This is a genomic window from Simplicispira sp. GW247-4R2A (assembly GCF_059424465.1).
The window spans coordinates 130,533-154,787 of the sequence record NZ_JBWKZM010000002.1 but is presented as its reverse complement, the minus strand read 5'-3'; the positions used below and the strand labels follow the sequence as shown (position 1 = coordinate 154,787).

Below are 24,255 nucleotides of genomic sequence, written 5' to 3'. Positions count from 1 at the left end.
GTCAGGCTCCTTTCTTGTCGGTCAGCGTGCGCTTTTCAATGCGCTTTTCCGGGTTCGGGTTGTGCACGATGCGGTGCACGTAGATGCCAGGCAGGTGCACTTCGTCAGGCACCATGGCTCCGGTCTCGACGATTTCCTCGACTTCCACGATGCAGACCTTGCCGGCCATGGCCGCGGCCGGGTTGAAGTTGCGTGCCGTCAGGCGAAACTGCAGGTTGCCCGATTTGTCTGCGCGATGCGCCTTGACGAGCGCCACGTCCGGCACCAGCGAGCGCTCCATGACGTAGGTTTCGCCGTCGAATTCGCGCAGTTCCTTGCCTTCGGCCACCATGGTGCCCACGCCGGTCTTGGTGAAGAACGCTGGAATGCCGGCGCCACCCGCGCGCAGCTTTTCGGCCAGCGTACCTTGGGGAGTGAATTCCAATTCAAGCTCACCGGCCAGGAACTGGCGCTCGAACTCCTTGTTTTCCCCTACGTAGCTGGAGATCATTTTCTTGATCTGGCGCGTCTCAAGCAGTTTGCCAAGACCGAAGCCGTCCACGCCTGCGTTGTTGGAGACCACGGTGAGATCCTTGACCCCGCTGGCCTGGAGCGCCTCGATCAGGGCCTCCGGAATCCCGCACAGCCCAAACCCGCCAACCGCCAGCAACTGGCCGTCCTCCACCACCCCCGCGAGGGCTTCGGTGGCTGAAGCAAATACCTTGTTCACGCGTCTCTCCTGTTGATTAGGTTTATCGAACGATACTACGTATTAATATAGGTAGTTTTTCGTAGATATTTTCACCATGCCCATTGACTATCGTCTTGCATTTGAAATGGCCCCGGTGGGCATGGTGGTGTCCCGCAATCGGGACATGATCGACTGCAACGACCATCTCTGCGCCATGTTTGGTGCCTCGCGCGAGGTGCTGGTGGGGCAGTCGTTTCGCATTCTCTACCCGAGCGCCGAGGAATACGAACGCCTGGGCGCGCACATGGAACCCATCCTGAACGCCAAGGGGCACTACTCGGACAACCGCATCATGAAGCGGGCCAACGGCGAGATGTTCTGGTGCCATGTCTCGGGCCGTGCGCTCGACCGCGCCGATCCCCATGCTGCTGGCATCTGGACGCTGGAAGACCTGAGCGAGCGCCGCGCCGTGAAATCCAGTTTGACAGGACGCGAACGTGAGGTGGCAGCACGCCTGCTCGAAGGTCTGACGTCCAAGGAAATTGGCAAAATTCTGGACATCAGCCACCGCACCGTAGAAATTTACCGCGCCCGGCTGATGCGCAAATACAGCGCATCCACCGCCGTGGACTTGGTGCACAAACTCGTCACGGGCTGAAGCCGAGACTCTCACCCCTGCCCGCCTTCAAAGGCACCGGCTATCACCGCCTTGCATAAATACGATGGGCCAAGGCTTGCCCTTTTAATAGAAAATGAAAATAATAAATTCACATTAATAGTTATTAGCTATTAATTGGGATAGAGACCCTGCCCCTTGCCATCTGGCCAGGAGCCAGCGCTCAATATTTTGTTTTCGTATGAAAGGATTCACCATGTCCAAGCTCACCACCGCCGCCGGCGCACCTGTTGCCGACAACCAGAACGTCATGACAGCAGGGCCACGTGGCCCGATGCTGCTGCAGGACGTGTGGCACCTGGAAAAACTCGCCCACTTTGCCCGCGAAGTGATCCCCGAACGGCGCATGCATGCCAAGGGATCGGGTGCGTTTGGCCACTTCACCGTCACGCACGACATCACGCGCTACAGCAAGGCCAAGCTGTTTTCAGCCATCGGCAAGAAAACGCCTTTGGCGATGCGCTTTTCCACCGTGGCCGGCGAGCGCGGCGCTGCCGACGCCGAGCGCGACATACGCGGCTTTGCCATGAAGTTCTATACCGAAGAAGGCAACTGGGACCTGGTGGGCAACAACACGCCGGTGTTCTTCCTGCGCGACCCGCTCAAGTTCCCCGACCTGAACCGCGCCGTCAAGCGCGACCCGCGCACCAACATGCGCAGCGCCGAGAACAACTGGGACTTCTGGACCCTGCTGCCCGAGGCGCTGCACCAGATTACCATCGTGATGAGCGACCGGGGCCTGCCCAAGTCCTACCGCCACATGCACGGCTTTGGCAGCCACACCTTCAGCCTGATCAATGCGAAGAACGAGCGCTTCTGGGTCAAGTTCCACCTCGTCACGCAGCAAGGCATCCAGAACCTGACCGACGCCGAAGCCGAGGCCCTGGTCGGCAAGGACCGCGAAAGCTCGCAAAGCGACTTACTGAACGCCATCGACAACAAGGACTTCCCGCGCTGGAACCTGAAGATCCAGGTCATGCCCGAGAAAGACGCGGCCACCTACCACCTCAACCCCTTTGACCTGACCAAAGTCTGGCCGCACGGCGACTACCCGCTGATCGACGTGGGCGTGTTGGAGCTCAACCGCAACGCCGAGAACTACTTTGCCGAAATCGAGCAACTGGCCTTCAACCCGGCCAACGTGGTGCCGGGCATCGGTTTCTCGCCCGACAAGATGCTGCAGTCGCGCCTTTTCAGCTATGGCGACGCGCAGCGCTACCGCCTGGGCGTGAACCACCACCAGATTCCGGTGAATGCGCCCCAGTGCCCGTTCCACAGCAACCACCGCGACGGCGCGATGCGCGTGGACAGCAACAACGGCGCGGAGGTGGGCTACGAGCCCAATAGCAAGGGTGCATTGCAGGAGCAGCCCGACTTTGCCGAGCCACCGCTGTCGCTCGAAGGCGCTGCCGACCACTGGAACCACCGCGTGGACGAGGACTATTACACGCAGCCGGGCAACCTGTTCCGTTTGATGGCGCCGGAAAAGCAGCAAGTGCTGTTTGACAACACCGCCCGCTCGGTCGGTGGCGCGTCAAAGGCCATCCAGGAACGCCACATTGCCCACTGCACCCAGGCCGACCCGGCCTACGGCGCCGGCGTGGCGGCGGCACTCGCAGCACTCAAGGCGGGCACGCTCAAGTAAGCAGCGCGGCATGACGCAAGGCCCTCGGCTTCGGCCCGGCGCCTTTTTCGTGCCCGCCTCTGCCCAAAGATGGCCGCACGTATCATTCCCGGCAGAGACAACAGCTGAAACCAAGGAGCCCACCCATGACCGCCCGCTACCCCGCGCCCGACCTCAACGCCCTGCCCGACGACATCAAGGCCAAAGTGCTGGAAGTGCAGGAAAAGGCGGGCTTCATCCCCAACGTATTTCTGGGCTTCGCGCGCCGCCCCGCAGAGTGGCGCGCCTTCTTTGCCTACCACGACGCGCTGATGGACCCCGAGAGCGCGGGCCGCACCAGCCATCTCACCAAGGGCGATCGGGAGATGATCGTCACCACCACCAGCGCGGCCAACCAGTGCCTGTACTGCGTGGTGGCCCACGGCGCCATCCTGCGCATCCACGAGAAGAAGCCTTTTGTGGCCGACCAGGTGGCGGTGAACCACCGCAAGGCCGATATCAGCCCACGCCAGCGCGCCATGCTCGATTTTGCGATGAAGGTCTGTCTGCGCTCGGCCGAACTTGACGACAGCGATTTCGAGGCGCTGCACGCGCATGGTTTTGACGACGAGGACATCTGGGACATTGCTGCCATCACCGCGTTCTTCGGCCTGTCCAACCGCATGGCCAGCTTTGCCGGCATGCAGCCAAATCCCGAGTTCTACCTGATGGGGCGCGTGCCTCGGCAGAAGCAATAACTCCTGAATTGATAGCTGCTAGCGCTTATGGGATAAGCGATAGAGGCCAATTTTCCTTGAAATTTTGACAATGCGGCGCTTGCGCACCACCGCGCGGCTCACGGCGTCACCAGCGCCCGCATCCAGCCGGGCAAGTCCATCGCCTTCTGCCTGGGGAAATCCACCCAGATGGTCGTCGCCCCGCCGGCTGCGCAGACCACGCCAGGCGCAGCAATGCGCTCCATCGTTCCCCAGGTTTCAAACGTGGTGCGGCCCGGGTCGCTGACGTAGAGCTTGAGCAGCACCTCGTCGGGATATTGGAGCTGCTGGTAAAAGTTACAGAAAGCGTTGACGATGACCGGCCCCTGGCCCGCCGGATCGGGGTTGCAGCCCGCGGCCACCATCCAGTCGATGCGTGCCGTCTCCAGGTAGCGGAAGTACACCGTGTTGTTCACATGGCCCATGGCGTCCATGTCGCCCCAGCGCACGGGAAAGCGCATTTCGTGCACCAGCTTCTTGTGTTCGGGGATATCGATTTTCATGGAATGCAACCGGTTAAAGCTAGGAAGGCCTGGCGTGATGCGAAGCGCAAAAACTGGCGCGCGCCAATACCAGTGCCGCCGTGGATCTGGCTTCGCCAGTCCACCGGAGGTGTCCCCCTTGGGGGAAGGCACGAAGCGAAGCAGGGGGAATTCAAACCGCAAAACCGTCGTCGGCGGCAATCACCGCGCCATTGACAAAATGGCTCTGGTCGCTGGCCAGCATGACGATCAGCGCGTCCAGGTCTTGCGGCTGGCCCACGCGCTTGCGCGGCAGCATGGCAACAAGTTTCTGGCCGTGCTCGGTGTGCCAGTGGTCGTGGTTGATCTCGGTGTCGATGTAGCCGGGGCACAGCGCGTTCACATTGATGCCAAAACGCCCCCATTCAAGCGCCATCGCCTTGGTCATTTGCACCACGGCCGCCTTGCTCATGCAGTAGGCGCCAATCTGCGGCAGCACCTTGAGCCCCGCCATGGAAGCGATATTGATGATGCGCCCACCGGTAAAGCTGCCGGGCGCGGCACCGCGCGAGCGCGCCAGCATGCGCTTGCCGACTTCCTGCGCGACGAAAAAGGCGCCTTTGACGTTGGTGTCGAAGATGTAGTCGTAGTCGTCGGGTGTCACATCCTGCAGGCGCTGCGTGGTGGAGACGCCCGAGTTGTTGACCAGGATGTCGATGGAGCCCATCTCCGTCTCGGCATGCGCCACGGCGGATTTGATGGAATCGAAATCGGTCACATCCAGCTCGATCACGTGCGCGTCGCCGCCCTCGCCCTCGATACGGGCGCGCAGTTCCTTGAGTTTCTCTATGCGGCGGCTCGCCAGCACCACGCCAGCGCCGGCCTTGGCCAGGGTGCGCGCAAACTGCGCCCCAAGGCCGCTGGACGCGCCGGTGACAAAGGCCACACGGCCCGAGAGATCGATGCTGTAGGCCATCACTGCACTCCTTGAAAAATCAAAAATAGAACGGTCGTTCTTTTATCATCGCCGTTGCATACAATCGGTCGCATGCCGGACAGTTGCGCCCCATGCGCTGCCGGGAGAATCCCCTTCATTATCAAACGCAGATCCCACGCCATGACCAACGAAGAAATCCTCAGCGCCCACGGCCCCCGTGAATCCATGGAATACGACGTGGTGATCGTCGGCGGCGGGCCGGCGGGCCTGTCCACCGCCATCCGGCTCAAGCAGCTCGCCGCGCAGCACGCGAAAGAAGTTTCGGTGGTGGTGCTTGAGAAGGGCTCCGAGCCGGGCGCGCACATTCTGTCTGGCGCCATCATGGACCCGAAGGCCCTGACCGAGCTGTTCCCCGACTGGAAGGAGCGCGGCGCCCCGCTCAACCAGCCCGTGACCGGCGACGCCATGGTGTTCCTGAGCGAAAAATCGTCGTTCCGCACGCCCAACCTCTTTTTGCCCAAGTGCTTTCAGAACCACGGCAATTACATCGTCAGCCTGGGCAATGTCACGCGCTGGCTGGCCGAGCAGGCGGAAGCGCTGGGCGTGGAGATTTTCCCCGGCTTCCCCGCCGCCGAAGTGCTCTACAACGACAACGGCAGCGTCAAGGGCGTGGCCACCGGCAACATGGGCGTGGGCAAAGACCACGAATTGACGGGCGACTTCCAGCTTGGCATGGAGCTGCACGCCAAGTACACCGTGTTTGCCGAAGGTGCACGTGGCAGCCTCGGCCGCCAGCTGATTGCCCGCTTCAAGCTCGATGAGGGGTGCGATCCGCAAACCTACGGCCTGGGGGTGAAGGAGCTGTGGGAGATCGACCCGGCCCGCCACCAGCCCGGCTTTGTGCTGCACACCGCCGGCTGGCCCATGGACAGCGACACCTATGGCGGTGCCTTTCTGTACCACGCCGAGGACAACAAGGTTTCGCTGGGCTTCATTACGGGGCTGGACTACAGCAACCCCTACCTCAGCCCGTTCGAGGAATTCCAGCGCTGGAAGACGCACCCGAACATTCGCTGGTACCTAGAAGGCGATGAATCCAAGGGCATCAAACCAGCCAAGCGCATTGGTTACGGCGCACGCGCCATCACGGCGGGCGGCCTGCTGAGCCTGCCCAAGACCGTGTTCCCCGGTGGTGCGCTGGTGGGCTGCGAGGCGGGTTACCTGAATGTGAGCCGCATCAAGGGCAGCCACGCCGCCATCAAGACCGGCATGCTGGCGGCAGAAGCGGCATTCGACGCGATTGCCGCCGGCCGCCAGCACGACGAGCTGACCGCCTACCCCAAGGCATTTGAAGAAAGCTGGCTCTACACCGAGCTGAACAAGGCGCGCAACTTCAAGGCCTGGTTCAAGAAGGGCCTGACCACCGCCACGCTGATGAACGGCATCGAGCAATTCGTGCTCAAAGGCAGCATTCCCTGGACGCTGCACCGCGACAAGCCCGACCACGCCTACCTCAAGCCCGCCGCCGAATGCAAGCCCATCGTGTATCCGAAACCCGATGGAAAACTCACCTTTGACCGGCTCTCCAGCGTATTCATCAGCAACACCAACCACGCCGAGAACCAGCCGGCGCACCTCACGCTCAAGGACGCCAGCGTGCCGGCGGCCATCAACCTGGCGAAATACGCCGGCCCCGAGCAGCGCTACTGCCCGGCCGGCGTGTACGAGTTCGTGCCGGACGAGGCCAAGGGCGGCAATGCACAGCGCCTGCAGATCAACGCGCAAAACTGCGTGCACTGCAAAACCTGCGACATCAAGGATCCGACGCAGAACATTGTCTGGATTCCTCCCGAGGGCGGTGGCGGGCCGAACTACTCGGGGATGTGACAACGCATCAAATTCGATAGCAAAGAGCCCTTTATCTACCTGCGATAGAGGCTGTTTTCCCTTGAAACTTTCACGGTGGAAGGCGTTGGCGTGGTGCAGCGCTTCGGCTTCCTCCCGCGAATGCGTCAAGCCGCCGGGGACAGCACAAACTGGCCCATCGCACCGGCGAGCCGGTTGGCTTGTTCCTTGAGGCTCTGGGCAGCGGCCGCCCCCTCTTCCACCAGCGCCGCGTTCTGTTGCGTCATCTGGTCGAGCTGGTCCACCGACTGGCTTACCTGCCCAATCTGCTCGCTCTGCTCGGTGGAGGCGGCGTAAATCTCCGACATCAGCGTGCTGACGCGTTCCACGCTGCGCACGATATCCCCCATGGCGCTGCCTGCCGCCACCACCAGCTTCGCTCCATCGCTGGCCTTGGTCACGCTGTCGGAAATCAGAACGCGAATTTCGCGCGCCGCCGCGCTGCTGCGCCCCGCCAGCGCGCGCACCTCGCTGGCCACCACGGCAAAACCCCGGCCCTGCTCGCCAGCACGTGCCGCCTCAACGGCCGCGTTGAGTGCCAGGATGTTGGTCTGGAAAGCAATGCCGTCAATGATGCCGACGATTTCGGCAATCTTCTGGCTGCTGGCGTTCACGTCCTCCATGGTCCTGACGACCTGACTCACCACCGCGCCGCCCTTGCCGGCCACCTGCGAGGCGTCGGACGCCAGCACATTGGCCTGGCGGGTGCTTTCCGCGTTGGCGGACACCATCTGCGCGAGCTGGGTGATGCTGGCGGCGGTCTGTTGGAGGTTGCTGGCGGCATGTTCGGTGCGCGCGCTCAGGTCGGCATTGCCGGCGGCCACCTCCACCGCGGCCGTATGGATGGAGTCGCCAGAATCGCGCACCTCGGTGACGACGAAATGCAGGGACGCCACCATCTGGTTCAACGCCGTGAGAAGCTGGCCGATTTCATCGCCGCGCTCCGTCTCCAGATGCACCGTGAGATCCCCACGCGCCACCGTAGTCGCCGCCTCTGACGCCTGGCGCAGCGGCAACACGATGGAGCGGCGCAGTAGCCAGCCGAACAGCGCCGACAACACCAGCACGATCAACACCGCCACGCCGCTGATCCATTGGGCGCGCGAGGCGCCCGCAATCATTGCGTCTCCTTCGGCCAGTGACGCCTTTTCGGAATCGACCAGCAGTTGGTCAATCGCGCCCAGGTACGCGGTCAGCGCCTGGGCATGCTCGGCCAAGTCTTTCTGGCTGGCGATCTTGGATTCCAGCGCATTCTTCATTAGCGCGTCGCGCAGCGCGCTGTATTGGGCGCGCTGAGCCAGCACAGCCGCCCAGACCAGCTCGGTCGCATCGCGCGTGGAAGACTGCGCGCGCGCCGCTTCGATGCGCTTGCGCGATGCCTCCTCCTTGACCAACTGCGCGCGCATTTCGGTCAGCAGGGGAAACACTTCCTGCGTCGCCGTGGCGCGCAACGCAATCTGACCAATCAGCACGGACTGGGTTTTCCAGTCGCGCACGGCGCGCTCTATGGGCAACTGTTCGCGCACCAGCAAGCCCGCCTGATGCTGCGTGGCCTCTCCGGTGAACCAGGTGGCCGCGCCCAGAACCGCCACCGCCAGCCCCAGCAGGCCAAAGCTGAGCGCCAGTTTCTGGCCCACGCTCAAGCCAACCCTTCGCCCAGGCGCCGGCGATGGGGCGCGCACAGCCGCAACATCCGCCGGGAGGCCGGCTTCAGTGCTGCTGCCCAAACATCCATATACCGGCACAGCAGGCAAGTGGTTCATTTTGATTCCTTTGCATTCCACAGAGCCCAGCAAAACGGTTGTGCAAACGCTGTTGGCGCCGCCGCATCCCCAGCGAACAAGGCGCCCTCCTCGCAAGACACTCAAGCACCTGGCGCGCCGAACCCGCCGCCGCCAGGCGTCGCGATCTCAAAGACATCGCCCGCAGCCATCTCAGCCTCACCGATGTGGCCAAGCGCCTCGATGTCGCCATTGGCGCGCACCACCCGGTTGGCGCCAGGGCGGCCCGGCGCCCCGCCGGCCATGCCGAAAGCAGCATGGACTCGGCCGTTGGACAAAATGCTGGCCGTCATCGGCTCGAGGAAACGCAGCCTGCGCACGCCACCATCACCACCGGTCCATCGCCCGGCACCACCCGAACCCTGGGCGATCTCGAAGCTCTCCAGAAGCACCGGGAAGCGGAACTCCAGAATTTCCGGGTCGGTCAGACGCGAGTTGGTCATGTTGGTCTGCACGACGCCGGTACCGTCAAAGCCGCGCAAGGCCGCTCCATTGGCATCCAGCACAGCGCCAGCGCCACTGCCGCCGGCAATGGTTTCGTAGTACTGGTACCGCGCATTGCCAAAGGTAAAGTTGTTCATGGTGGGCTGGCTGCCCGCCATCACGCCCAGCGCACCGAACAGGGCATTGGTGATGCAGGTGGACGTTTCCACATTGCCCGCCACCACGGAAGCCGGAGGATTGGGGTTCAGCATGGAGCCCTGCGGAATGACTACCTCGAGTGGTTTGAGACAGCCGGCGTTGAGTGGAATATCGTCGTCCACCAATGTGCGGAACACGTACAACACCGCCGCCATGCACACCGCACGAGGCGCATTGAAATTGTTCGTCTGTTGCGCGCTGGTGTCGGAAAAGTCAATTACCGCGCTGCGCTCTGTGGCATTCACTTCAATCGACACGCTGATCTGCGCGCCGTTGTCCAGTGGCAGCGTAAAGCGGCCACTTTTGAGGTGCGTGATGACGCGCCGCACCGACTCTTCGGCGTTGTCCTGCACGTGGCCCATGTAAGCCTGCACGACGTCCAGGCCGAACTGCTCCACCATGCGGGTGAGTTCCTGTACGCCCTTTTCATTGGCCGCAATCTGCGCACGCAGGTCTGCCATGTTCTGCGCAGGATTTCGGCTGGGGTACGGCGTGGTGCCGCCGCCCGTGGCAAGCAGCGCCAACACTTCGGTCTCCCGCAAAGTGCCACGGTCCACCAGCTTGACGTTGTTGAGCTGCACGCCCTCTTCTTCGATGCGGGTGGAAAACGGCGGCATGGAACCTGGGGTCGTGCCGCCGATATCGGCATGGTGCCCGCGGCTTCCCACGTAAAACGTGGGCGCGTTCGCGTCCGATACATACACCGGCGTGATCACCGTCACGTCGGGCAAATGCGTGCCTCCGTGGTACGGGTCGTTGAGCATGTACACGTCGCCCCGGTGCATGCGCCCAGCGTTCTCGCGAATCACTGTCTTGATGCTCTCGCCCATGGAGCCCAGGTGCACCGGCATGTGCGGCGCATTGGCGATCAGATTGCCTTCGGCATCGAACAGCGCACAGCTGAAGTCGAGCCGTTCCTTGATGTTGACCGAGTAGGCGGTGTTCTGCAGTTGCAGGCCCATTTGCTCGGCAATGTTCATGAAGAGGTTGTTGAACACTTCCAGCAGCACCGGGTCCACCGTGGTACCGGCGGCGTATTGCAGGGCGCGCGCCTCGACACGGTCGAGCACCAGGTGGTCTCGGTCCGTCAGGCGGGCCGACCAGCCGGGCTCCACCACGGTGGTGGTGTTCTTCTCGGCAATGATCGCTGGTCCGGGAATCACGTCGCCAGGCCGCAGGTCCTCGCGCACGACCAAGGCCGCTTGGTGCCATTGGCCGCCGGAATACATGGGCGCTTTCTCGCGCAGCGGCACCGCGCGCTCAGGGTGCACATCCATCCTCGGCTCTTCGGGCGCGTCGCCGGCAATCACGGCCTCCACGGATACCGCTTCCACCACCAGGCGCTTTCCTTGCATCAGGAACGCGAAACGCTGCCGGTAAGCCGCCTCAAACGCCTGTTTGATCGAATCGATATCGCCAAACGGCACGATCAGAGCCGAATCCGTGCCTTCATAACGCACGTGAACGTTGTGGTGGACGGCGACTGGGTTGTTCCCCACCTGCTGGGACTCCAGTTCGGTCTGGGCGGATGCGCCCAGCGCTTCGAGTCGCTCCGCGATCAGCGGCAGATTCTGGGTATCGAGCAGCATCTCCACTGCCTGCTCACGGATCACTGTCTGGTCCGCCAGACCCATGCCGTAGGCAGACAGAACGCCCGCCAAGGGATGCACAAACACGCGCGACATGCCCAAGGCATCGGCCACCTGGCACGCGTGCTGCCCACCCGCGCCGCCGAAGCATTGCAGCGTGTAGCGCGTTACGTCGTACCCGCGCGCCACACTGATCTTCTTGATCGCGTTGGCCATCTGCTGGACCGCGATCTGGATGAAGCCTTCCGCTACTTCTTCTGGCTTGCGGTGGGTGGTGGCCGCCAGTTCAGCAAATTTGGCGCGCACGGCGTCTGCGTCTAGCGCCTCGTCGGCATTTGCACCAAACACCTTGGGGAAATACCGGGGCTGGACCTTGCCCACCATGACGTTCGCATCCGTCACAGCGAGCGGCCCCCCGCGGCGGTAGCTGACCGGACCCGGGTTGGCGCCTGCGCTCTCTGGTCCAACGCGGAAACGCGCGCCGTCGTATGTCAGCAGCGACCCCCCACCGGCAGCCACCGTGTGGATGCTCATCATGGGAGCACGCATGCGCACGCCGGCCACATGGGTTTCGAACTCGCGCTCAAAGGCGCCTGCATAGTGGCTCACATCGGTCGATGTGCCGCCCATGTCGAAGCCAATAACCCGCCCCTGCCCTGCTATGGCTGCCGTACGCGCCATGCCCACAATGCCACCGGCAGGGCCACTCAGGATCGCATCCTTTCCCTGAAACAGGTTGGCGTCGGTCAGGCCACCGGACGACTGCATGAAGAACAGCCGGACTCCGGGCATTTCGCTGGCCACCTGATCGACATAGCGCCGCAAGATGGGCGAGAGATAGGCATCGACCACCGTGGTATCGCCCCGGCTGACGAACTTCATCATGGGGCTGGTTTCGTGCGAGGTGCTGATTTGTGTGAATCCAACTTCCTGCGCAAGCCGCTTGGCGATGGTTTCATGCTCCGTATACCGGTAGCCATGCATGAATACGATGGCCAGGCTGCGGATTCCACTGGCGTAGGCGCCGGCCAGGTCGGCACGCAGCGCCTCTTCGTCCAGCGCCTCCAGCACTTTGCCGTGCGCGCCGACACGCTCCTTGGCTTCCACCACTTGGCTGTACAGCAGTTCAGGCAGATGAATCTCCCGGTCGAATAGGCGTGGCCGGTTCTGGTAGGCAATGCGCAGCGCATCGCGAAATCCGCGCGTCGTGACCAGCAAGGTGCGCTCGCCCTTGCGCTCCAGCAACGCATTGGTGGCAACCGTGGTTCCCATCTTCACGCACTCGACCAGATCGGATGTGACTGGCTGGCCAGGTGCAACCCCCAAAAGGTGGCGTATGCCCGCCACAGCCGCATCCCGGTACTGTTCGGTGTTCTCCGACAACAGCTTGTGGGTGAACAGAGAACCATCGGGAGCCTTGGCGACGATATCGGTAAAGGTACCGCCTCGGTCTATCCAGAACTGCCAGCGGCTGGCATGGGTCGAGGAGGAAGTTTGCGTGGTATTGAGAGCCATGGTTCAACGTTCGAAGTAATAAGGAATGAAAATCTTGGTGGCTTCATAGCCGACGCTGTTTACCCATTCACGGGAAAAGCGTTCTCCCAGGCGCTTGAGATCTGCATCGAAATCAGGCGGTACGCGCTCCACCTGGATTCCGTTGTGCTGGAGTTCTGTAACGGACGCCTCGGCGGCGGCCTGGCTCATAGCCCAGCCGCGCTTTTCGGCATCGGCGGCGGCCGTCACAAGCGCCTGCTGCATGGCCGGCGTCAGTGCGTCGAAGGCCTTCTGGTTCACAAACACGATGTTCTTGGGGAACCAGGCATTGATGTCGTAGTAGTACTTGATCTTTCCCCAGACCTCGTTTTCCACACCGGTCAAAGCGGAAGTGATCATCGAATCGAGCCGATTGGCGGACAGCGCGCGATGGACGCCCACCATGGGAACATCCACCGGTTGCGTACCCAGCAGCTGCGCGATGCGCACCGTGGTCGGGTTGTAGGTGCGCATGCGTGTCCCTTGGAAATCGCTTTTGCTGCGCACCGGTGCGATGGAGAAGAGCCCTTGTGGTGGCCACGCCACCGCGTACAGGGCTTTCAAGCCGATTGCTTTGAAATGCGCGTCGATCAGCGGCCGTTGCAGCTGCCACATGCGCCTGGCGTCTGCATAGGTACGAACCACGAACGGCACGGCGTCGGCACCCGCGATCGGAACCTCGCCCACAAAGCTGGTCATGATCGCCTCGCCCGCCTGCACCTTGCCGCTCTCAACCGCTTTCGGAATCTCGGCCAGTTTCACCAGCGTGTTGTTCGGGTGCACATCGATGTGCAACCCGCCCTGGGTAGCTTGATCGACATCGTTCGCGAACTGCACCAGGTTGCGGGTATGGAACGTGTTGACCCCATAGCCGGTAGCCAGCTGCCACTGGGTCTGCGCATGCAGGACAGGAACAGCGAACAACGCTGCCGCCATCAAGATGACTTTCATGCAAAGCTCCTTGTGAAAAGGGTCGGGCGATTCGTCCGTGGGCGCCACCGCCGCGCACGCTGGCAGAGGCTCTGCGCCTTGCGCCGGGTCTTGCAAACGTCTTCAGTTCTGCATCTGGTGTGGCAGCCAGAGCACGATGTCGGGTGCGAAGTAGGTGATGAGCACGGCTACCAGCATCAGGAAGAAGAGCGGCATCGCGGTGCGTGCAATCCAGGTCACCTCTCGCCGGGTGAGCCCCTGCAGCACGAACAGGTTGAAGCCCACGGGCGGCGTGATTTGCGCCATCTCCACCACCAGCACGATGAAGATGCCGAACCACAGCAGGTCAAACCCTGCCGCCTGCACGGTGGGCAGCAGCACGGCGATGGTCAGCACCACCATGGAGATTCCGTCCAGAAAGCAGCCGAGCACGATGAAGAAGATCACCAGCAGCACCATCAGCGCAAAAGGTGCCAGATGCAGCGAACCAATGAATTCCGCAAGGTGTCGCGGCAGGCCGATGAAACCCATGGAGAGCGTAAGAAACGCGGCCCCTGCCAGGATCAGACCGATCATGCAGTAGACGCGGCATGCGGCCACCAGTCCGTCCTTGAAGCGCTCCCAGCTCAGCGAGCCCTCGATCGTGGCCAGCAACAAAGACCCTGCAACCCCCAGCGCAGCGGCCTCGGTGGCGGTAGCAATACCGGTGTAGATACCGCCGAGCACCAGCACGATGAGCGACACCACCGGAATCAGAAAGCGCGAGGCATGCAGCTTTTGCACGAAGGTGGTGGGCGCATCCGGCGCGGGGACCTTGTCCTTGTTCAGCAAGGCCCAGACGACGATGTAGCCCATGAACAGGGCCCCCAGAACCAGACCTGGAATGATGCCGGCCAGAAAAAGCTTGCCGATGGACACGTTGGCCGCTACGCCGTACACGATCATGATGATGGAAGGCGGAATCAACAGGCCCAGCGTACTGGCGCCAGCCAAGGTCCCCACCGAAATGTCGTCGGGGTAGCCGCGCTTCTTCAACTCCGGCAGCGTGATCTTTCCGATGGTGGCGCAGGTTGCGGCAGAGGAACCGGAGATCGCCGCGAAAATGGTGCAGCCCACCACGTTGGTGTGCAGCAACCGGCCGGGAAGCCGATCCAGCCAAGGCGCCAGCCCTTTGAACATGTTGTCCGAAAGGTGGCTTCGAAACAATATCTCGCCCATCCACAAGAACAGGGGAAGCGCGGTCAGCGTCCAGGTCGACGTAGAGCCCCAGATGGTCAGCATCATGCTGTCGCCCACCGGACGGCTGGTGAAAAGCTCCATGCCGATCAGCCCCACGCCCAACAGCGACAGGCCAATCCACAATCCCGAACCAAGCACTGCAAACAGCAGCACAACGAGCGCAACGGCAATAATCAAATCCATGATGGGTGTTCCTGTCAGGCTATTCGGTACGTGCGGCCTCGCCGCCTTCAGCAATCAGAGCGCCGCCCCGCAAACACAGCAGCAGCGCATGCACAAAAGACAGTACGAAGCCGAGGCAACCGATGGCCATGCTGATCTGCGGAATCCACAGCGGCGACGCGTCTGCAGCAGGCGATACGTCGTGGGTGATGTAGGAGATCCAGACCGCCCGGCACGCATACCATGCAACGAACAATGCAAGAGCAGTTGCCGCAAACAGGCAACCGATCTCGAATATTCCCCGGCCTCTTGGCGACAGGCGGTTGATAACCAAGGTGACGCGAATGTGGTCGCCGTTCACCAGCGTTGTTGGCAGCGCAAAGAACAGCGCCGCTGCAATGGCATATCCCGCATACGCATCCAGTCCATTGATCGCAATGAACGGCACCTCGCGTGAAATGACGCCCAAGATGACGATGACAAAGGCTGCCACCATGGAGATGCCTGAGAGCACCATCAGCAGCCTGTAGAAATTTCGGACGAAGTGGTCCATCGCGTGCTCCCTTGCCGCTGAATAAACGTATTGGTTTTCGCTGGTCCTGCGCTGCAAGCACAGGGTTGCGGGCCTCGCGAATGTCACCCGCAGCGTTGGTGGCTCTATGGCTTGCGATAGGCGTCGACAATGGCCTTGCCATCCGGCCCGACCGACTTGATCCAGTCCGCGGTCATCTTCTCGCCGATATCGGCGAGGGTCTTCTTGATGGCATCGCTGGGCTCGCCAATCACCATGCCCTTGGCACCCAGCTCCTTGATGTACTCGGAATCGAGTTTTTCACTGGCGGCCCAACCGCGTGCTTCCGCGTCCGCGGCAGCTTTCATGACCGCCTCCTGGGCAGGCTTGTCGAGCGCCTCGAACGCCTTGATGTTCACCACCGTGGCATTGCGCGGCAACCACGCACTGACCGGATAAAAATATTTCACCTGCTCATACAGTTTGGACTCGACACCGCTCGCACTCGAAGTCAGAAAATTCTGGACCGTATTGGTCGCCAGCGCTTGCCCCAGTTCCGAGAGCTGGATCGTGACCGGCTGCGCCTTGAGCATTTCAGCGATTTTGGTCGTGGCCGGGTTGTAGGCACGCATGCGCGTTCCGACGAAATCGGCGGGTGTGGTCACCGGCTTGAGCGAATACAGCGACTGGCCCGGCCACGGCACGGTAAACAGAACCTTCAGGCCTTGCGAGGCGAGCAACTTGTCCTGCGCGGGCTTGGCCGCCAGATACAGCCGCTTGGACTGGGCATAGTTGGTTGCCAGGAACGGCACAGAATCGATACCGAACAGCGGGTTCTCATTCGATGCCCCCGAAAGAATGAACTCGGCGGCCGGAACCTGACCCGTTTGAACGGCTCGCTTGATTTCATTCGCCTTGTAGAGCGAACCTCCGGGGTGCAGTGTGATCTTGAGCTGTCCACCTGTCGCCTTGTCGACGTCCTTGGCAAACTGCTGCACGTTCTCCGTCTGGAACGTGTTGGCCCCGTAGCCGGTCGGCAGGTCCCATTTAACTTCGGCGTGGGCGCCCCACATGCTCAGGGCGGCCGTCATGCACAGTGCAAATTTCTTCATGTCTATCTCCTTTAAAAACTGGCTAGCTGGTGGTTCAGAAGATCGGTGACCAACATGCACCCCGGCGCATGCGTGATGCAAAAAGGCGGCTGCGCATTCAGGATGACCGACTGCGGCGTCACCCCGCAGGCCCAGAAAACCGGGATGTCGCCAGGCATCAGCGATACGGCGTCGCCGTAGTCGGGGCGGGCCAGATCGGCGATACCGATCAGCGCCGGGTCACCGATATGCACCGGTGCCCCATGCACGTTGGGAAAGCGCGAGGTGACTTGCACGGCGCGGATCACATCGGCGGCAGGCATGGGGCGCATGGTCACCACCATGGCCCCGCCAAAGGGGCCGGCCGGCACGGTTTGCACATTGGTGCGGAACATGGCGACGTTCTTGCCTTCGTCGACGTGGCGCAGGCGAATTCCAGCCTCGATCAACGCGTACTCGAAGGAGAACGAGCAACCGAGGATGAAGGTGACCAGGTCCGGCCGCCAGACGCTGACAATGTCCGCGACCTCCTCCGCTGGCTCTCCATGGCGCCAGATGCGGTACAGCGGCACGTCGCTGCGGATATCGATGCCCTCACCCAGCGAAGGCAGGGTGAACTGGCCGGGCTCGCTCACGGCCAACACCGGACAGGGCTTGGGGTTGCGCTGACAGAACCGCAGAAAATCACAGGCAAGCACCTTGGGCAGGATGACCACGTTGCCCTGCACGTGGCCGTCTGCCAGACCACTGGTATGCGAGGTCCACAGGCCCCGGCGGATGGCGTCACGTACCTGATGCGGGTTGCTGCTGCCCTCGGCTCCAAAGACCGCAAGCACTTGTTCTTGAGTTGAATCCACCGTATTTCCTTGCATTGAGAGAAGTCAAATGCATGACGTTGGGCGGATTGTGTTGGCCTGGAATCGCGCTGGCAAACTCAAAAATTTCTTGTCAATGCATCGATTTTTTCGATGCATTACAGAGGAGCGGCCCACCTCAGAGAAAAACATAGGGATATCCCTAGGTTTTTCTCTGAGGGTTTTTACGGAGGTTTTCAAAGGCTCACGGCGAAACCAGAAGCAAGGGCTCGGCGTGCCATCTGCGAGAACGTCGGACACCTTTTGCGATGCAACGTCCAGGGCAGCAGACCGGGGCCGTGCGCATAACGCCGCCGGATCTACTTGTTCTGAACAGGCAAGGTGTCCAGCGCAGTCAACAGCTTGTGCGCGTCAATGAATGCCAACGCAGAACGCACCACCGTTTCTGCAGCGGCGGACGCAGGATCTTCGTGGTAGCTCAAATGAATCGGTAGCGGTTTGAGCGTTACCTCACAAGGCAGTGCACGCAGGTCTGGAAACGACAGCATTCGCTCCACCGCTTGCCGAGGCAGCGTCGCTACCCCAAATCCCGCCTGCACGAGCTGCACCATTGCCGAAATGGATGAAATCGCGTGCACGCAGCGCGGTTCCACTTGCGCATTTCGGAACAGATCGAGCAGATACACGTGCGGCTGCGAGCCACGCTGGAACGTAAGAATATCGGTCGCAGCAAAGTCGCCAAGCGCATAGCTGCGTTTTCTGTGCAGTTTCCGATTTCCGACAAACACCATTTCCATGGGCGCGAGCGCCTGCGTGCGTATTCCATCGCCCGAAACTGGCAGCGCCGCAAAGCTGGCATCGAGCATGCCGCGCCTGATCTGGTCCAGAAGAACAGGGGTCGTCTCCACCGTCAGTTCCAGTTCAAGCAGCGGGTTGTCCCGGCGCAATTGCTCCACCCACGGGATCAACCAGGAATGCAGAACGGATTCAATGACACCAAGACGAATCGAAACCTCCAGCGGCGCGCCCGAGCCCATTTCGGCTTTGAGCTGTCGCTGCAGTTCAAGCATGCGCTTGGCATACACAAGGAAACGTGTTCCTGCTACGGTCAGCTTGAACTGCTTGTCCCGGCGGTCAAGCAGAACGACGCCCAACTCGTCTTCCAGTGCTGCTACCCGGCTCGACATGGCCGACTGCGTAAGAAACAACTTGTCTGCCGCGCGCGTCACGCTCTTGAGGGCGGCGACCCAATAGAAGGCTTCAACAAATCGCAAATTCATGGCGGTCTCAGGCAATGCAGAGTCAATAGATTTCCAGGGGAAGGTCTGCCTTCTTCAAGGTACGCAGGACGAAGCTGGAACGGCTGTGCCGTATGCCTTTGATTTTGTAGAGTTTTTCGCGCAGGAGGCGCTCGTAATCGCGCGTATCTTTCACCACCACACGCAGCAAATAGTCGTAGTCGCCCGAGACCAGATGCGCCTCGATCACCTCGGGAATGCTGGCGAGGATCTCGCCAAACTTCTCCAGCGTGTTGTCGGAATGGCTGTCGAGCGTGACCTGCACCAGCACCGTATCGGCCAGATCCAGCGCCTGCGGGTTGATGCGCACCGTATAGCCCTCGATCACGCCGGCCTCTTCCATCTTCTTGATGCGGCCCCAACACGGCGAGGGGCTCAGGCCCACGGCTTGGCCAATCTCTTGCAGGCTGGCACGGGCATTGTGTTGCAGTACAGCGAGAATTTTTCTGTCGAGACGATCCATATCCAAAATTATTCAATAAAACTCTGCGATACAGAAAATTATTCTTCAATTTTCGGAAATTGACGGAAATTCAGCAAATTCGTCTTTGAGCTTTCCGGCACACTGTGGACATCAAGGCGCTCTTACCGGAACGCACGAACTGCCGGGGCCCTGGCTGGTTACCACTAGCCAGGGCACAGTCAGACCGGTAATTGCCGGCTGGTCATCCCCTGCTGCGCGCCTGCCGTAGAATTCCACAGGTCAGGAGAGAGCGCCCGCCCCGCACCGGGGCTGCGGCGCCGCCGAAGGCGCAGGTTCACCGAACGCTCAGGCAAAAGGACTGGCAACCGCCCGCAGCGATGCGGGCGTTTCCTTGCTGGAGAGAGGCCGGGCGCTGCGCAGAGCAGCGCCACTGGCCCACCGAAGGAGCAAGCCGCACGGCCAGCCAGGGCGATGGGGTGAATCTCTCAGGTAAAGCGGACAGCAGGGCAAATTCCGTGGCCTCCGAGCTGCGGCCCGCATTTGCCCCGAGATCTGCCCATGACCGCTCCTGCTACCGACCTCAAGACCACACCGCTCAACGCCCTGCACCTGGAGCTTGGCGCGCGCATGGTGCCGTTTGCCGGCTATTCCATGCCCGTGCAGTACCCCGCCGGCCTGATGGCCGAACACCGCCACACGCGCACGGCGGCGGGCCTTTTTGACGTCTCGCACATGGGCCAGCTGCGCCTGACCGGGACCGACGCTGCGGCTGCCTTTGAAACACTGATTCCCGTGGACGTGATCGGCCTTGCGGTGGGCAAACAGCGCTACGGCCTGCTGCTGAACGACGAGGGCGGCATCCTCGACGACCTGATGTTCTTCAAGGAAAGCGCCGACAGTCTGTTCGTCATCGTCAATGGCGCCTGCAAGGTGGCCGACATCGCCCACATCACGGCGCGTATCTGCCAGCGCTGCACCGTGCAGCCCCTGCCAGACCACGCCCTGCTCGCCCTGCAAGGCCCGCAGGCGGCCAACGTGATGGCACGGCTGGCACCCGGCATCGACCAACTTGTCTTCATGACAGGCGGCAACTTTGCCGTCGCTGGCACCGACTGCTTCGTCACGCGCAGTGGCTACACCGGGGAGGATGGGTTTGAGATTTCGGTGCCCGCGAGCGAGGCCGAGGCCCTGGCACGTGCGCTGCTGGCCCAGCCGGAAGTGGCGCCCATCGGCCTGGGCGCGCGCAATTCGCTGCGACTGGAGGCCGGCCTGTGCCTCTACGGCAACGACCTGGACACCAGCACCACCCCCAGCGAAGCGGGCTTGAACTGGGCCATCCAGAAGGTGCGCCGTACGGGCGGGGCGCGCGCTGGCGGTTTCCCTGGCGCCGAAAAGGTGCTGGCGCAAATCGACGACCCAACCCTGCTTATCCGCAAGCGCGTCGGCCTGATCGCTACCGAGCGCGTGCCGGTGCGCGAACCCGCGGTCCTGGAGAACATGGACGGCCAGCAAGTCGGCCAGGTCACCAGCGGCCTGCTGAGCCCCACGCTGAACCAGCCGATTGCCATGGCCTATGTCAGTTCGGACTATGCAGCGCCCGGCACCCAACTGTTTGCCATGGTGCGCGGCAAGCCCGTGCCGATGCAGGTCGGTGCCATGCCGTTTGTCCCGGCACGCTATTTCCGCGGGTAACCCTGCGGCAGTTCCGCATTGCCCCCTGCGACACCGACCGCTACAGTGGCCGGTCCTCTTTCTTCAAGCTTTTTTCTGGAGCATTTTTATGACCGTCAAATACTCGCGCGACCACGAATGGGTGAACATCAGCAACCCCGAAGCCGCCACGGTGGGCATCACGCTGCACGCACAGGACGCGCTGGGCGACGTGGTATTCGTCGACCTGCCCGAAGTGGGTGCCACTTTTGCCCAGGGTGAGGTGGCTGGCGTCGTGGAGTCGGTCAAGGCCGCCGCCGACGTCTACATGCCGGTCGCCGGCGAGGTGGTGGAAGTAAACGAAGCACTGCGCGCCGACCCCTCGCTTGCCAACACCGACCCGCTGGGCGCGGGCTGGTTCTTCCGGGTGCGCGTGAGCGACCTGACGCAGTTCGATGCCCTGATGGATGAGCCGGCCTACGCCAATTTCACCAAGGGCGCCTGAGCGACTCCCTCGTTTCCCCCGCTTTCGCCTGCGCAGCCCGCGCGGGCGAAAGCTCTATTTTTCTGTCCACGCCGATGACTTCCACCCCTGCCCTGCGCGCGCTTGAAAACGCAGCCGAATTTCTGCCCCGCCACATCGGCATTGACGCCGAAGACGAAGCGCTCATGCTCTCGGCCATTGGCGAGGCCTCGCGCCGAACGCTGATCGACTCCATCGTGCCGCGCTCCATTGCGCGCCGCACACCCATGGATTTGCCGCCCGCCTGCACCGAAGCGGATGCGCTGACAGAACTCAAGGCCATCGCCGGGAAAAATCAGGTACTGCGCAGCTTCATCGGCCAAGGCTATTACGGCACACACACGCCGGGCGTCATCCTGCGCAACGTGCTGGAGAACCCCGCCTGGTACACCGCCTACACGCCCTACCAGGCCGAGATTTCGCAGGGGCGCATGGAGGCGCTCATCAACTTTCAGACCATGGTCTGCGACCTCACCGCCATGCCGGTGGCCAACGCGTCGATGCTGGACGAAGCCACGGCCGCAGCCGAGGCCATGACGCTGGCGCGCCGCTCGGTCAAATCGAAGAGCATGCGTTTCATCGTGGCCGGCGACGCGCACCCGCAAACCATTGAAGTCCTACAGACGCGCGCCGCGCCCATGGACATCGAGGTGGTGCTGGCCAATTCGCTCGAAGAATGGAACGCCGCGTTGGATGGCGACTACTTTGCCGTGCTCGCCCAGTACCCCGCCACCAGCGGCCGCATCGACGATCTGCGCGCCGACGTGGCGAAGGTGCATGCCAAGCAGGCGGCCTTTGTCGTGGCTGCCGATCTGCTGGCGCTGACGCTGATTGCCCCACCGGGCGAATGGGGCGCCGACATTGTCGTTGGCAGCACGCAGCGCTTTGGCATGCCCATGGGCGCGGGCGGCCCGCACGCCGCATTCATGGCCTGCCGCGATGACTTCAAACGCTCCATGCCCGGCCGCCTCGTAGGCGTGAGCGTGGACGTGCATGGCGACCCCGCCTACCGCCTGGCGCTGCAAACGCGCGAGCAGCACATTCGTCGCGAAAAGGCCACCTCCAACATCTGCACCGCGCAGGTGCTGCCAGCCGTGGTGGCCAGCATGTACGCCGTGTACCACGGGCCACAGGGCCTCTCGCGCATTGCGCAGCGCGTGGCGAGCTACACGGCCATTTTGACCCGCGGGTTGCAGCAATTGGGTGCGCCGGTGCGTGAGCAGGCCACGTTCGACACGGTCACGCTCAAGACCGATGGCGCTACCAAAGAAATAGCTGCTCGCGCAGTATCCATGGGCGCCAACCTGCGAATTTACTTTGAAAACTGGCTGTGTATCTCGCTCGACGAGACCACTACCCGCGCCGATATTGAGTTGCTGTGGAAAATTTTCGCCAAGGATGGGCAGGCGACTCCTTCCTTCGGCGCATTCGAGAACGGCGTTGAGTCGCTGATTCCGCCCGCCCTGCGCCGCAGCAGCGCCTTTCTCACGCACCCGGTGTTCAACACCCACCACAGTGAGACCGCGATGCTGCGCTATATCCGTCTGCTCTCGGACAAGGACTTGGCGCTGGACCGCAGCATGATCCCGCTGGGCAGTTGCACCATGAAGCTCAACGCCACCAGCGAGATGGTGCCCATCACCTGGCCGGAATTTGCCAACATTCACCCGTTCGCGCCCGCCAACCAACTGGAAGGCTACCGCTTGCTCGATGAGCAGCTGCGCGCCTGGCTGTGTGAGGCCACCGGCTACGCGGGCGTCAGCCTGCAGCCCAATGCCGGCTCGCAGGGTGAATACTCCGGCCTGCTGGCCATCCGTGCCTACCACGCTGCCAACGGCGGTGCGCACCGCCATATCTGCCTGATTCCGGCCAGCGCGCATGGCACCAACCCGGCCAGCGCACAGATGGCCGGCATGCAGGTGGTGGTCACGGCGTGCGATGCCAACGGCAACGTCGACATGCTTGACCTGGCGGCCAAATGCCAGCAGTACAGCGCCCATCTGGCCTGCGTAATGATCACCTACCCCAGCACGCACGGCGTGTTTGAAACACAGGTGAAAGAGCTGTGCGCCCTGGTGCACCAGCATGGGGGCCGCGTGTACGTCGATGGTGCCAACATGAACGCGCTGGTCGGCATTGCCGCACCGGGGGAATTTGGCGGCGACGTCAGCCACCTGAACCTGCACAAGACCTTCTGCATCCCACACGGCGGCGGCGGGCCGGGCGTGGGGCCGGTATGCGTGGTGGAAGACCTGGTGCCTTACCTTCCAGGCCATGCCACAGGCGGTATCGCTGGGCGCGTGGGCGCGGTGAGCGCCGCGCCGCTGGGCAACGCCGCGGTGCTGCCGATTTCCTGGATGTACATCCGCATGATGGGCGCAGTCGGCTTGCAGGCCGCGACCGAAGTGGCCATCCTCTCGGCCAACTACATCAGCGCGCGCCTCAAACCCCATTACCCGACGCTGTATGCATCGGCCAACGGTCACGTCGCGCACGAATGCATCCTGGATCTGCGGCAACTCAAGGACACCAGCGGCGTGATGGCCGAAGACGTGGCCAAGCGCCTGATCGACTACGGTTTTCACGCGCCCACGCTCTCGTTCCCCGTGCCCAACACGCTGATGGTCGAGCCCACCGAGAGCGAGACATTGTTCGAGTTGGACCGCTTCATTGGCGCCATGATTGCCATCCGTGACGAGATCCGCCAGATCGAATCGGGCGCCTGGCCGCGCGACGACAACCCGCTCAAGAATGCGCCCCATACCGCCCACAGCCTGGTGTCTGAAACCTGGGACCACCCGTATCCCCGGGCGCTGGCGGCCTACCCTGTCGCGGCCCTGCGCAGCAACAAATACTGGGCGAGCGTGGGCCGCGTGGACAACGTGTACGGCGACCGCAACCTGTTCTGTAGCTGCATTCCGGTCAGCGCTGCCGAATAGCCCCGCGCGATGCGCCCCACCCGCGCCTGCCTGGCCTGCCAGCCCTCGGCACGGTATGCGTTGGTGCAGTCGGAGCCCGCCATGGCCCGATGGCATTCGG

Annotated in this window: 19 protein-coding genes and 2 riboswitches; of the genes, 7 read left to right on the top strand and 12 right to left on the bottom strand. The window is 62.3% G+C overall.

The window, feature by feature from the left end:
* Position 1: 1 nt before the first annotated feature.
* Complete coding sequence (locus AC07ZH_RS02215; protein WP_119107914.1) at positions 2-709, bottom strand: CoA transferase subunit A; 708 nt, start codon at positions 707-709, stop codon at positions 2-4.
* Between the two features lie 76 nt (positions 710-785).
* Between AC07ZH_RS02215 and AC07ZH_RS02210 the strand changes: the two genes are divergently transcribed.
* The 3 genes from AC07ZH_RS02210 (at position 786) to AC07ZH_RS02200 (ending at position 3,707) form a co-directional block, all read left to right on the top strand.
* A complete protein-coding gene (locus AC07ZH_RS02210) occupies positions 786-1,328 on the top strand; it encodes a PAS and helix-turn-helix domain-containing protein (RefSeq protein ID WP_119107915.1) in 543 nt (180 codons plus the stop codon).
* Between the two features lie 214 nt (positions 1,329-1,542).
* Complete coding sequence (locus AC07ZH_RS02205; RefSeq protein ID WP_495198363.1) at positions 1,543-2,991, top strand: catalase; 1,449 nt, start codon at positions 1,543-1,545, stop codon at positions 2,989-2,991.
* Between the two features lie 125 nt (positions 2,992-3,116).
* A complete protein-coding gene (locus AC07ZH_RS02200) occupies positions 3,117-3,707 on the top strand; it encodes a peroxidase-related enzyme (RefSeq protein WP_119107916.1) in 591 nt (196 codons plus the stop codon).
* 98 nt (positions 3,708-3,805) lie between these two features.
* Here the strand turns inward: AC07ZH_RS02200 and AC07ZH_RS02195 are convergent, their stop codons facing one another.
* Together AC07ZH_RS02195 and AC07ZH_RS02190 are read right to left on the bottom strand one after the other, a co-directional pair.
* Positions 3,806-4,228 carry an acyl-CoA thioesterase gene (locus AC07ZH_RS02195; RefSeq protein ID WP_495198362.1) on the bottom strand — a complete coding sequence of 141 codons (423 nt, stop codon included), beginning with the start codon at positions 4,226-4,228 and terminating at the stop codon, positions 3,806-3,808.
* Positions 4,229-4,379: 151 nt separating this feature from the next.
* The gene (locus tag AC07ZH_RS02190) at positions 4,380-5,162 is read right to left on the bottom strand and encodes an SDR family oxidoreductase (protein ID WP_495198361.1); all 783 of its coding nucleotides are present in this window, start codon (positions 5,160-5,162) and stop codon (positions 4,380-4,382) included.
* 141 nt (positions 5,163-5,303) lie between these two features.
* Here AC07ZH_RS02190 and AC07ZH_RS02185 point away from each other — a divergent pair, with 141 nt between their 5' ends.
* Positions 5,304-7,010, top strand: coding sequence for an electron transfer flavoprotein-ubiquinone oxidoreductase (locus AC07ZH_RS02185; protein ID WP_495198360.1), 1,707 nt, complete (start codon positions 5,304-5,306; stop codon positions 7,008-7,010).
* A gap of 125 nt (positions 7,011-7,135) precedes the next feature.
* Here the strand turns inward: AC07ZH_RS02185 and AC07ZH_RS02180 are convergent, their stop codons facing one another.
* The 9 genes from AC07ZH_RS02180 to AC07ZH_RS02140 form a co-directional block, all read right to left on the bottom strand.
* On the bottom strand, positions 7,136-8,665 hold the full coding sequence (locus AC07ZH_RS02180) for a methyl-accepting chemotaxis protein (protein WP_495198359.1): 1,530 nt from the start codon (positions 8,663-8,665) through the stop codon (positions 7,136-7,138).
* Between the two features lie 227 nt (positions 8,666-8,892).
* Complete coding sequence (locus AC07ZH_RS02175) at positions 8,893-12,555, bottom strand: hydantoinase B/oxoprolinase family protein (RefSeq protein WP_495198358.1); 3,663 nt, start codon at positions 12,553-12,555, stop codon at positions 8,893-8,895.
* 3 nt (positions 12,556-12,558) lie between these two features.
* The gene (locus AC07ZH_RS02170; RefSeq protein ID WP_495198357.1) at positions 12,559-13,524 is read right to left on the bottom strand and encodes a TRAP transporter substrate-binding protein; all 966 of its coding nucleotides are present in this window, start codon (positions 13,522-13,524) and stop codon (positions 12,559-12,561) included.
* A gap of 102 nt (positions 13,525-13,626) precedes the next feature.
* Positions 13,627-14,928: a TRAP transporter large permease gene (locus tag AC07ZH_RS02165; RefSeq protein WP_425453088.1), complete on the bottom strand. Its 1,302-nt coding sequence runs from the start codon at positions 14,926-14,928 to the stop codon at positions 13,627-13,629.
* A gap of 16 nt (positions 14,929-14,944) precedes the next feature.
* Complete coding sequence (locus tag AC07ZH_RS02160) at positions 14,945-15,457, bottom strand: TRAP transporter small permease (RefSeq protein ID WP_495198356.1); 513 nt, start codon at positions 15,455-15,457, stop codon at positions 14,945-14,947.
* A 104-nt stretch (positions 15,458-15,561) separates the two neighbouring features.
* Positions 15,562-16,506: a TRAP transporter substrate-binding protein gene (locus AC07ZH_RS02155; protein WP_495198355.1), complete on the bottom strand. Its 945-nt coding sequence runs from the start codon at positions 16,504-16,506 to the stop codon at positions 15,562-15,564.
* A 32-nt stretch (positions 16,507-16,538) separates the two neighbouring features.
* The gene (locus tag AC07ZH_RS02150; protein WP_425453067.1) at positions 16,539-17,363 is read right to left on the bottom strand and encodes a putative hydro-lyase; all 825 of its coding nucleotides are present in this window, start codon (positions 17,361-17,363) and stop codon (positions 16,539-16,541) included.
* Between the two features lie 317 nt (positions 17,364-17,680).
* Positions 17,681-18,601, bottom strand: coding sequence for a LysR family transcriptional regulator (locus AC07ZH_RS02145; protein WP_495198354.1), 921 nt, complete (start codon positions 18,599-18,601; stop codon positions 17,681-17,683).
* 22 nt (positions 18,602-18,623) lie between these two features.
* Entirely contained in the window at positions 18,624-19,082 is a 459-nt protein-coding gene (locus AC07ZH_RS02140; protein ID WP_495198353.1) for an Lrp/AsnC family transcriptional regulator, read from the bottom strand.
* 231 nt (positions 19,083-19,313) lie between these two features.
* Positions 19,314-19,414: riboswitch (glycine riboswitch) on the top strand.
* A gap of 13 nt (positions 19,415-19,427) precedes the next feature.
* Positions 19,428-19,555, top strand: a riboswitch (glycine riboswitch).
* A gap of 46 nt (positions 19,556-19,601) precedes the next feature.
* Here AC07ZH_RS02140 and gcvT point away from each other — a divergent pair.
* The 3 genes from gcvT to gcvP all read left to right on the top strand — a co-directional run bounded on the left by gcvT (position 19,602) and on the right by gcvP (position 24,155).
* Positions 19,602-20,735, top strand: coding sequence for a glycine cleavage system aminomethyltransferase GcvT (gcvT, locus tag AC07ZH_RS02135; protein WP_495198352.1), 1,134 nt, complete (start codon positions 19,602-19,604; stop codon positions 20,733-20,735).
* Between the two features lie 88 nt (positions 20,736-20,823).
* A complete protein-coding gene (gcvH, locus tag AC07ZH_RS02130; RefSeq protein ID WP_495198351.1) occupies positions 20,824-21,198 on the top strand; it encodes a glycine cleavage system protein GcvH in 375 nt (124 codons plus the stop codon).
* A 74-nt stretch (positions 21,199-21,272) separates the two neighbouring features.
* Positions 21,273-24,155 carry an aminomethyl-transferring glycine dehydrogenase gene (gcvP, locus tag AC07ZH_RS02125; protein WP_495198350.1) on the top strand — a complete coding sequence of 961 codons (2,883 nt, stop codon included), beginning with the start codon at positions 21,273-21,275 and terminating at the stop codon, positions 24,153-24,155.
* Positions 24,156-24,255 lie beyond the last annotated feature (100 nt).

Excerpts from the sequence above, each read along its gene's own strand:
- AC07ZH_RS02210 (WP_119107915.1), top strand. The coding sequence starts at position 786 with ATGCCCATTGACTATCGTCTTGCATTTGAAATGGCCCCGGTGGGCATG.
- AC07ZH_RS02145 (WP_495198354.1), bottom strand. The coding sequence starts at position 18,601 with ATGAATTTGCGATTTGTTGAAGCCTTCTATTGGGTCGCCGCCCTCAAG.
- gcvP (WP_495198350.1), top strand. The coding sequence starts at position 21,273 with ATGACTTCCACCCCTGCCCTGCGCGCGCTTGAAAACGCAGCCGAATTT.
- AC07ZH_RS02170 (WP_495198357.1), bottom strand. The coding sequence starts at position 13,524 with ATGAAAGTCATCTTGATGGCGGCAGCGTTGTTCGCTGTTCCTGTCCTG.
- gcvT (WP_495198352.1), top strand. The coding sequence starts at position 19,602 with ATGACCGCTCCTGCTACCGACCTCAAGACCACACCGCTCAACGCCCTG.
- AC07ZH_RS02175 (WP_495198358.1), bottom strand. The coding sequence starts at position 12,555 with ATGGCTCTCAATACCACGCAAACTTCCTCCTCGACCCATGCCAGCCGC.
- AC07ZH_RS02205 (WP_495198363.1), top strand. The coding sequence starts at position 1,543 with ATGTCCAAGCTCACCACCGCCGCCGGCGCACCTGTTGCCGACAACCAG.
- AC07ZH_RS02190 (WP_495198361.1), bottom strand. The coding sequence starts at position 5,162 with ATGGCCTACAGCATCGATCTCTCGGGCCGTGTGGCCTTTGTCACCGGC.
- AC07ZH_RS02140 (WP_495198353.1), bottom strand. The coding sequence starts at position 19,082 with ATGGATCGTCTCGACAGAAAAATTCTCGCTGTACTGCAACACAATGCC.
- AC07ZH_RS02160 (WP_495198356.1), bottom strand. The coding sequence starts at position 15,457 with ATGGACCACTTCGTCCGAAATTTCTACAGGCTGCTGATGGTGCTCTCA.
- AC07ZH_RS02195 (WP_495198362.1), bottom strand. The coding sequence starts at position 4,228 with ATGAAAATCGATATCCCCGAACACAAGAAGCTGGTGCACGAAATGCGC.
- AC07ZH_RS02200 (WP_119107916.1), top strand. The coding sequence starts at position 3,117 with ATGACCGCCCGCTACCCCGCGCCCGACCTCAACGCCCTGCCCGACGAC.
- AC07ZH_RS02155 (WP_495198355.1), bottom strand. The coding sequence starts at position 16,506 with ATGACGGCCGCCCTGAGCATGTGGGGCGCCCACGCCGAAGTTAAATGG.
- gcvH (WP_495198351.1), top strand. The coding sequence starts at position 20,824 with ATGACCGTCAAATACTCGCGCGACCACGAATGGGTGAACATCAGCAAC.
- AC07ZH_RS02185 (WP_495198360.1), top strand. The coding sequence starts at position 5,304 with ATGACCAACGAAGAAATCCTCAGCGCCCACGGCCCCCGTGAATCCATG.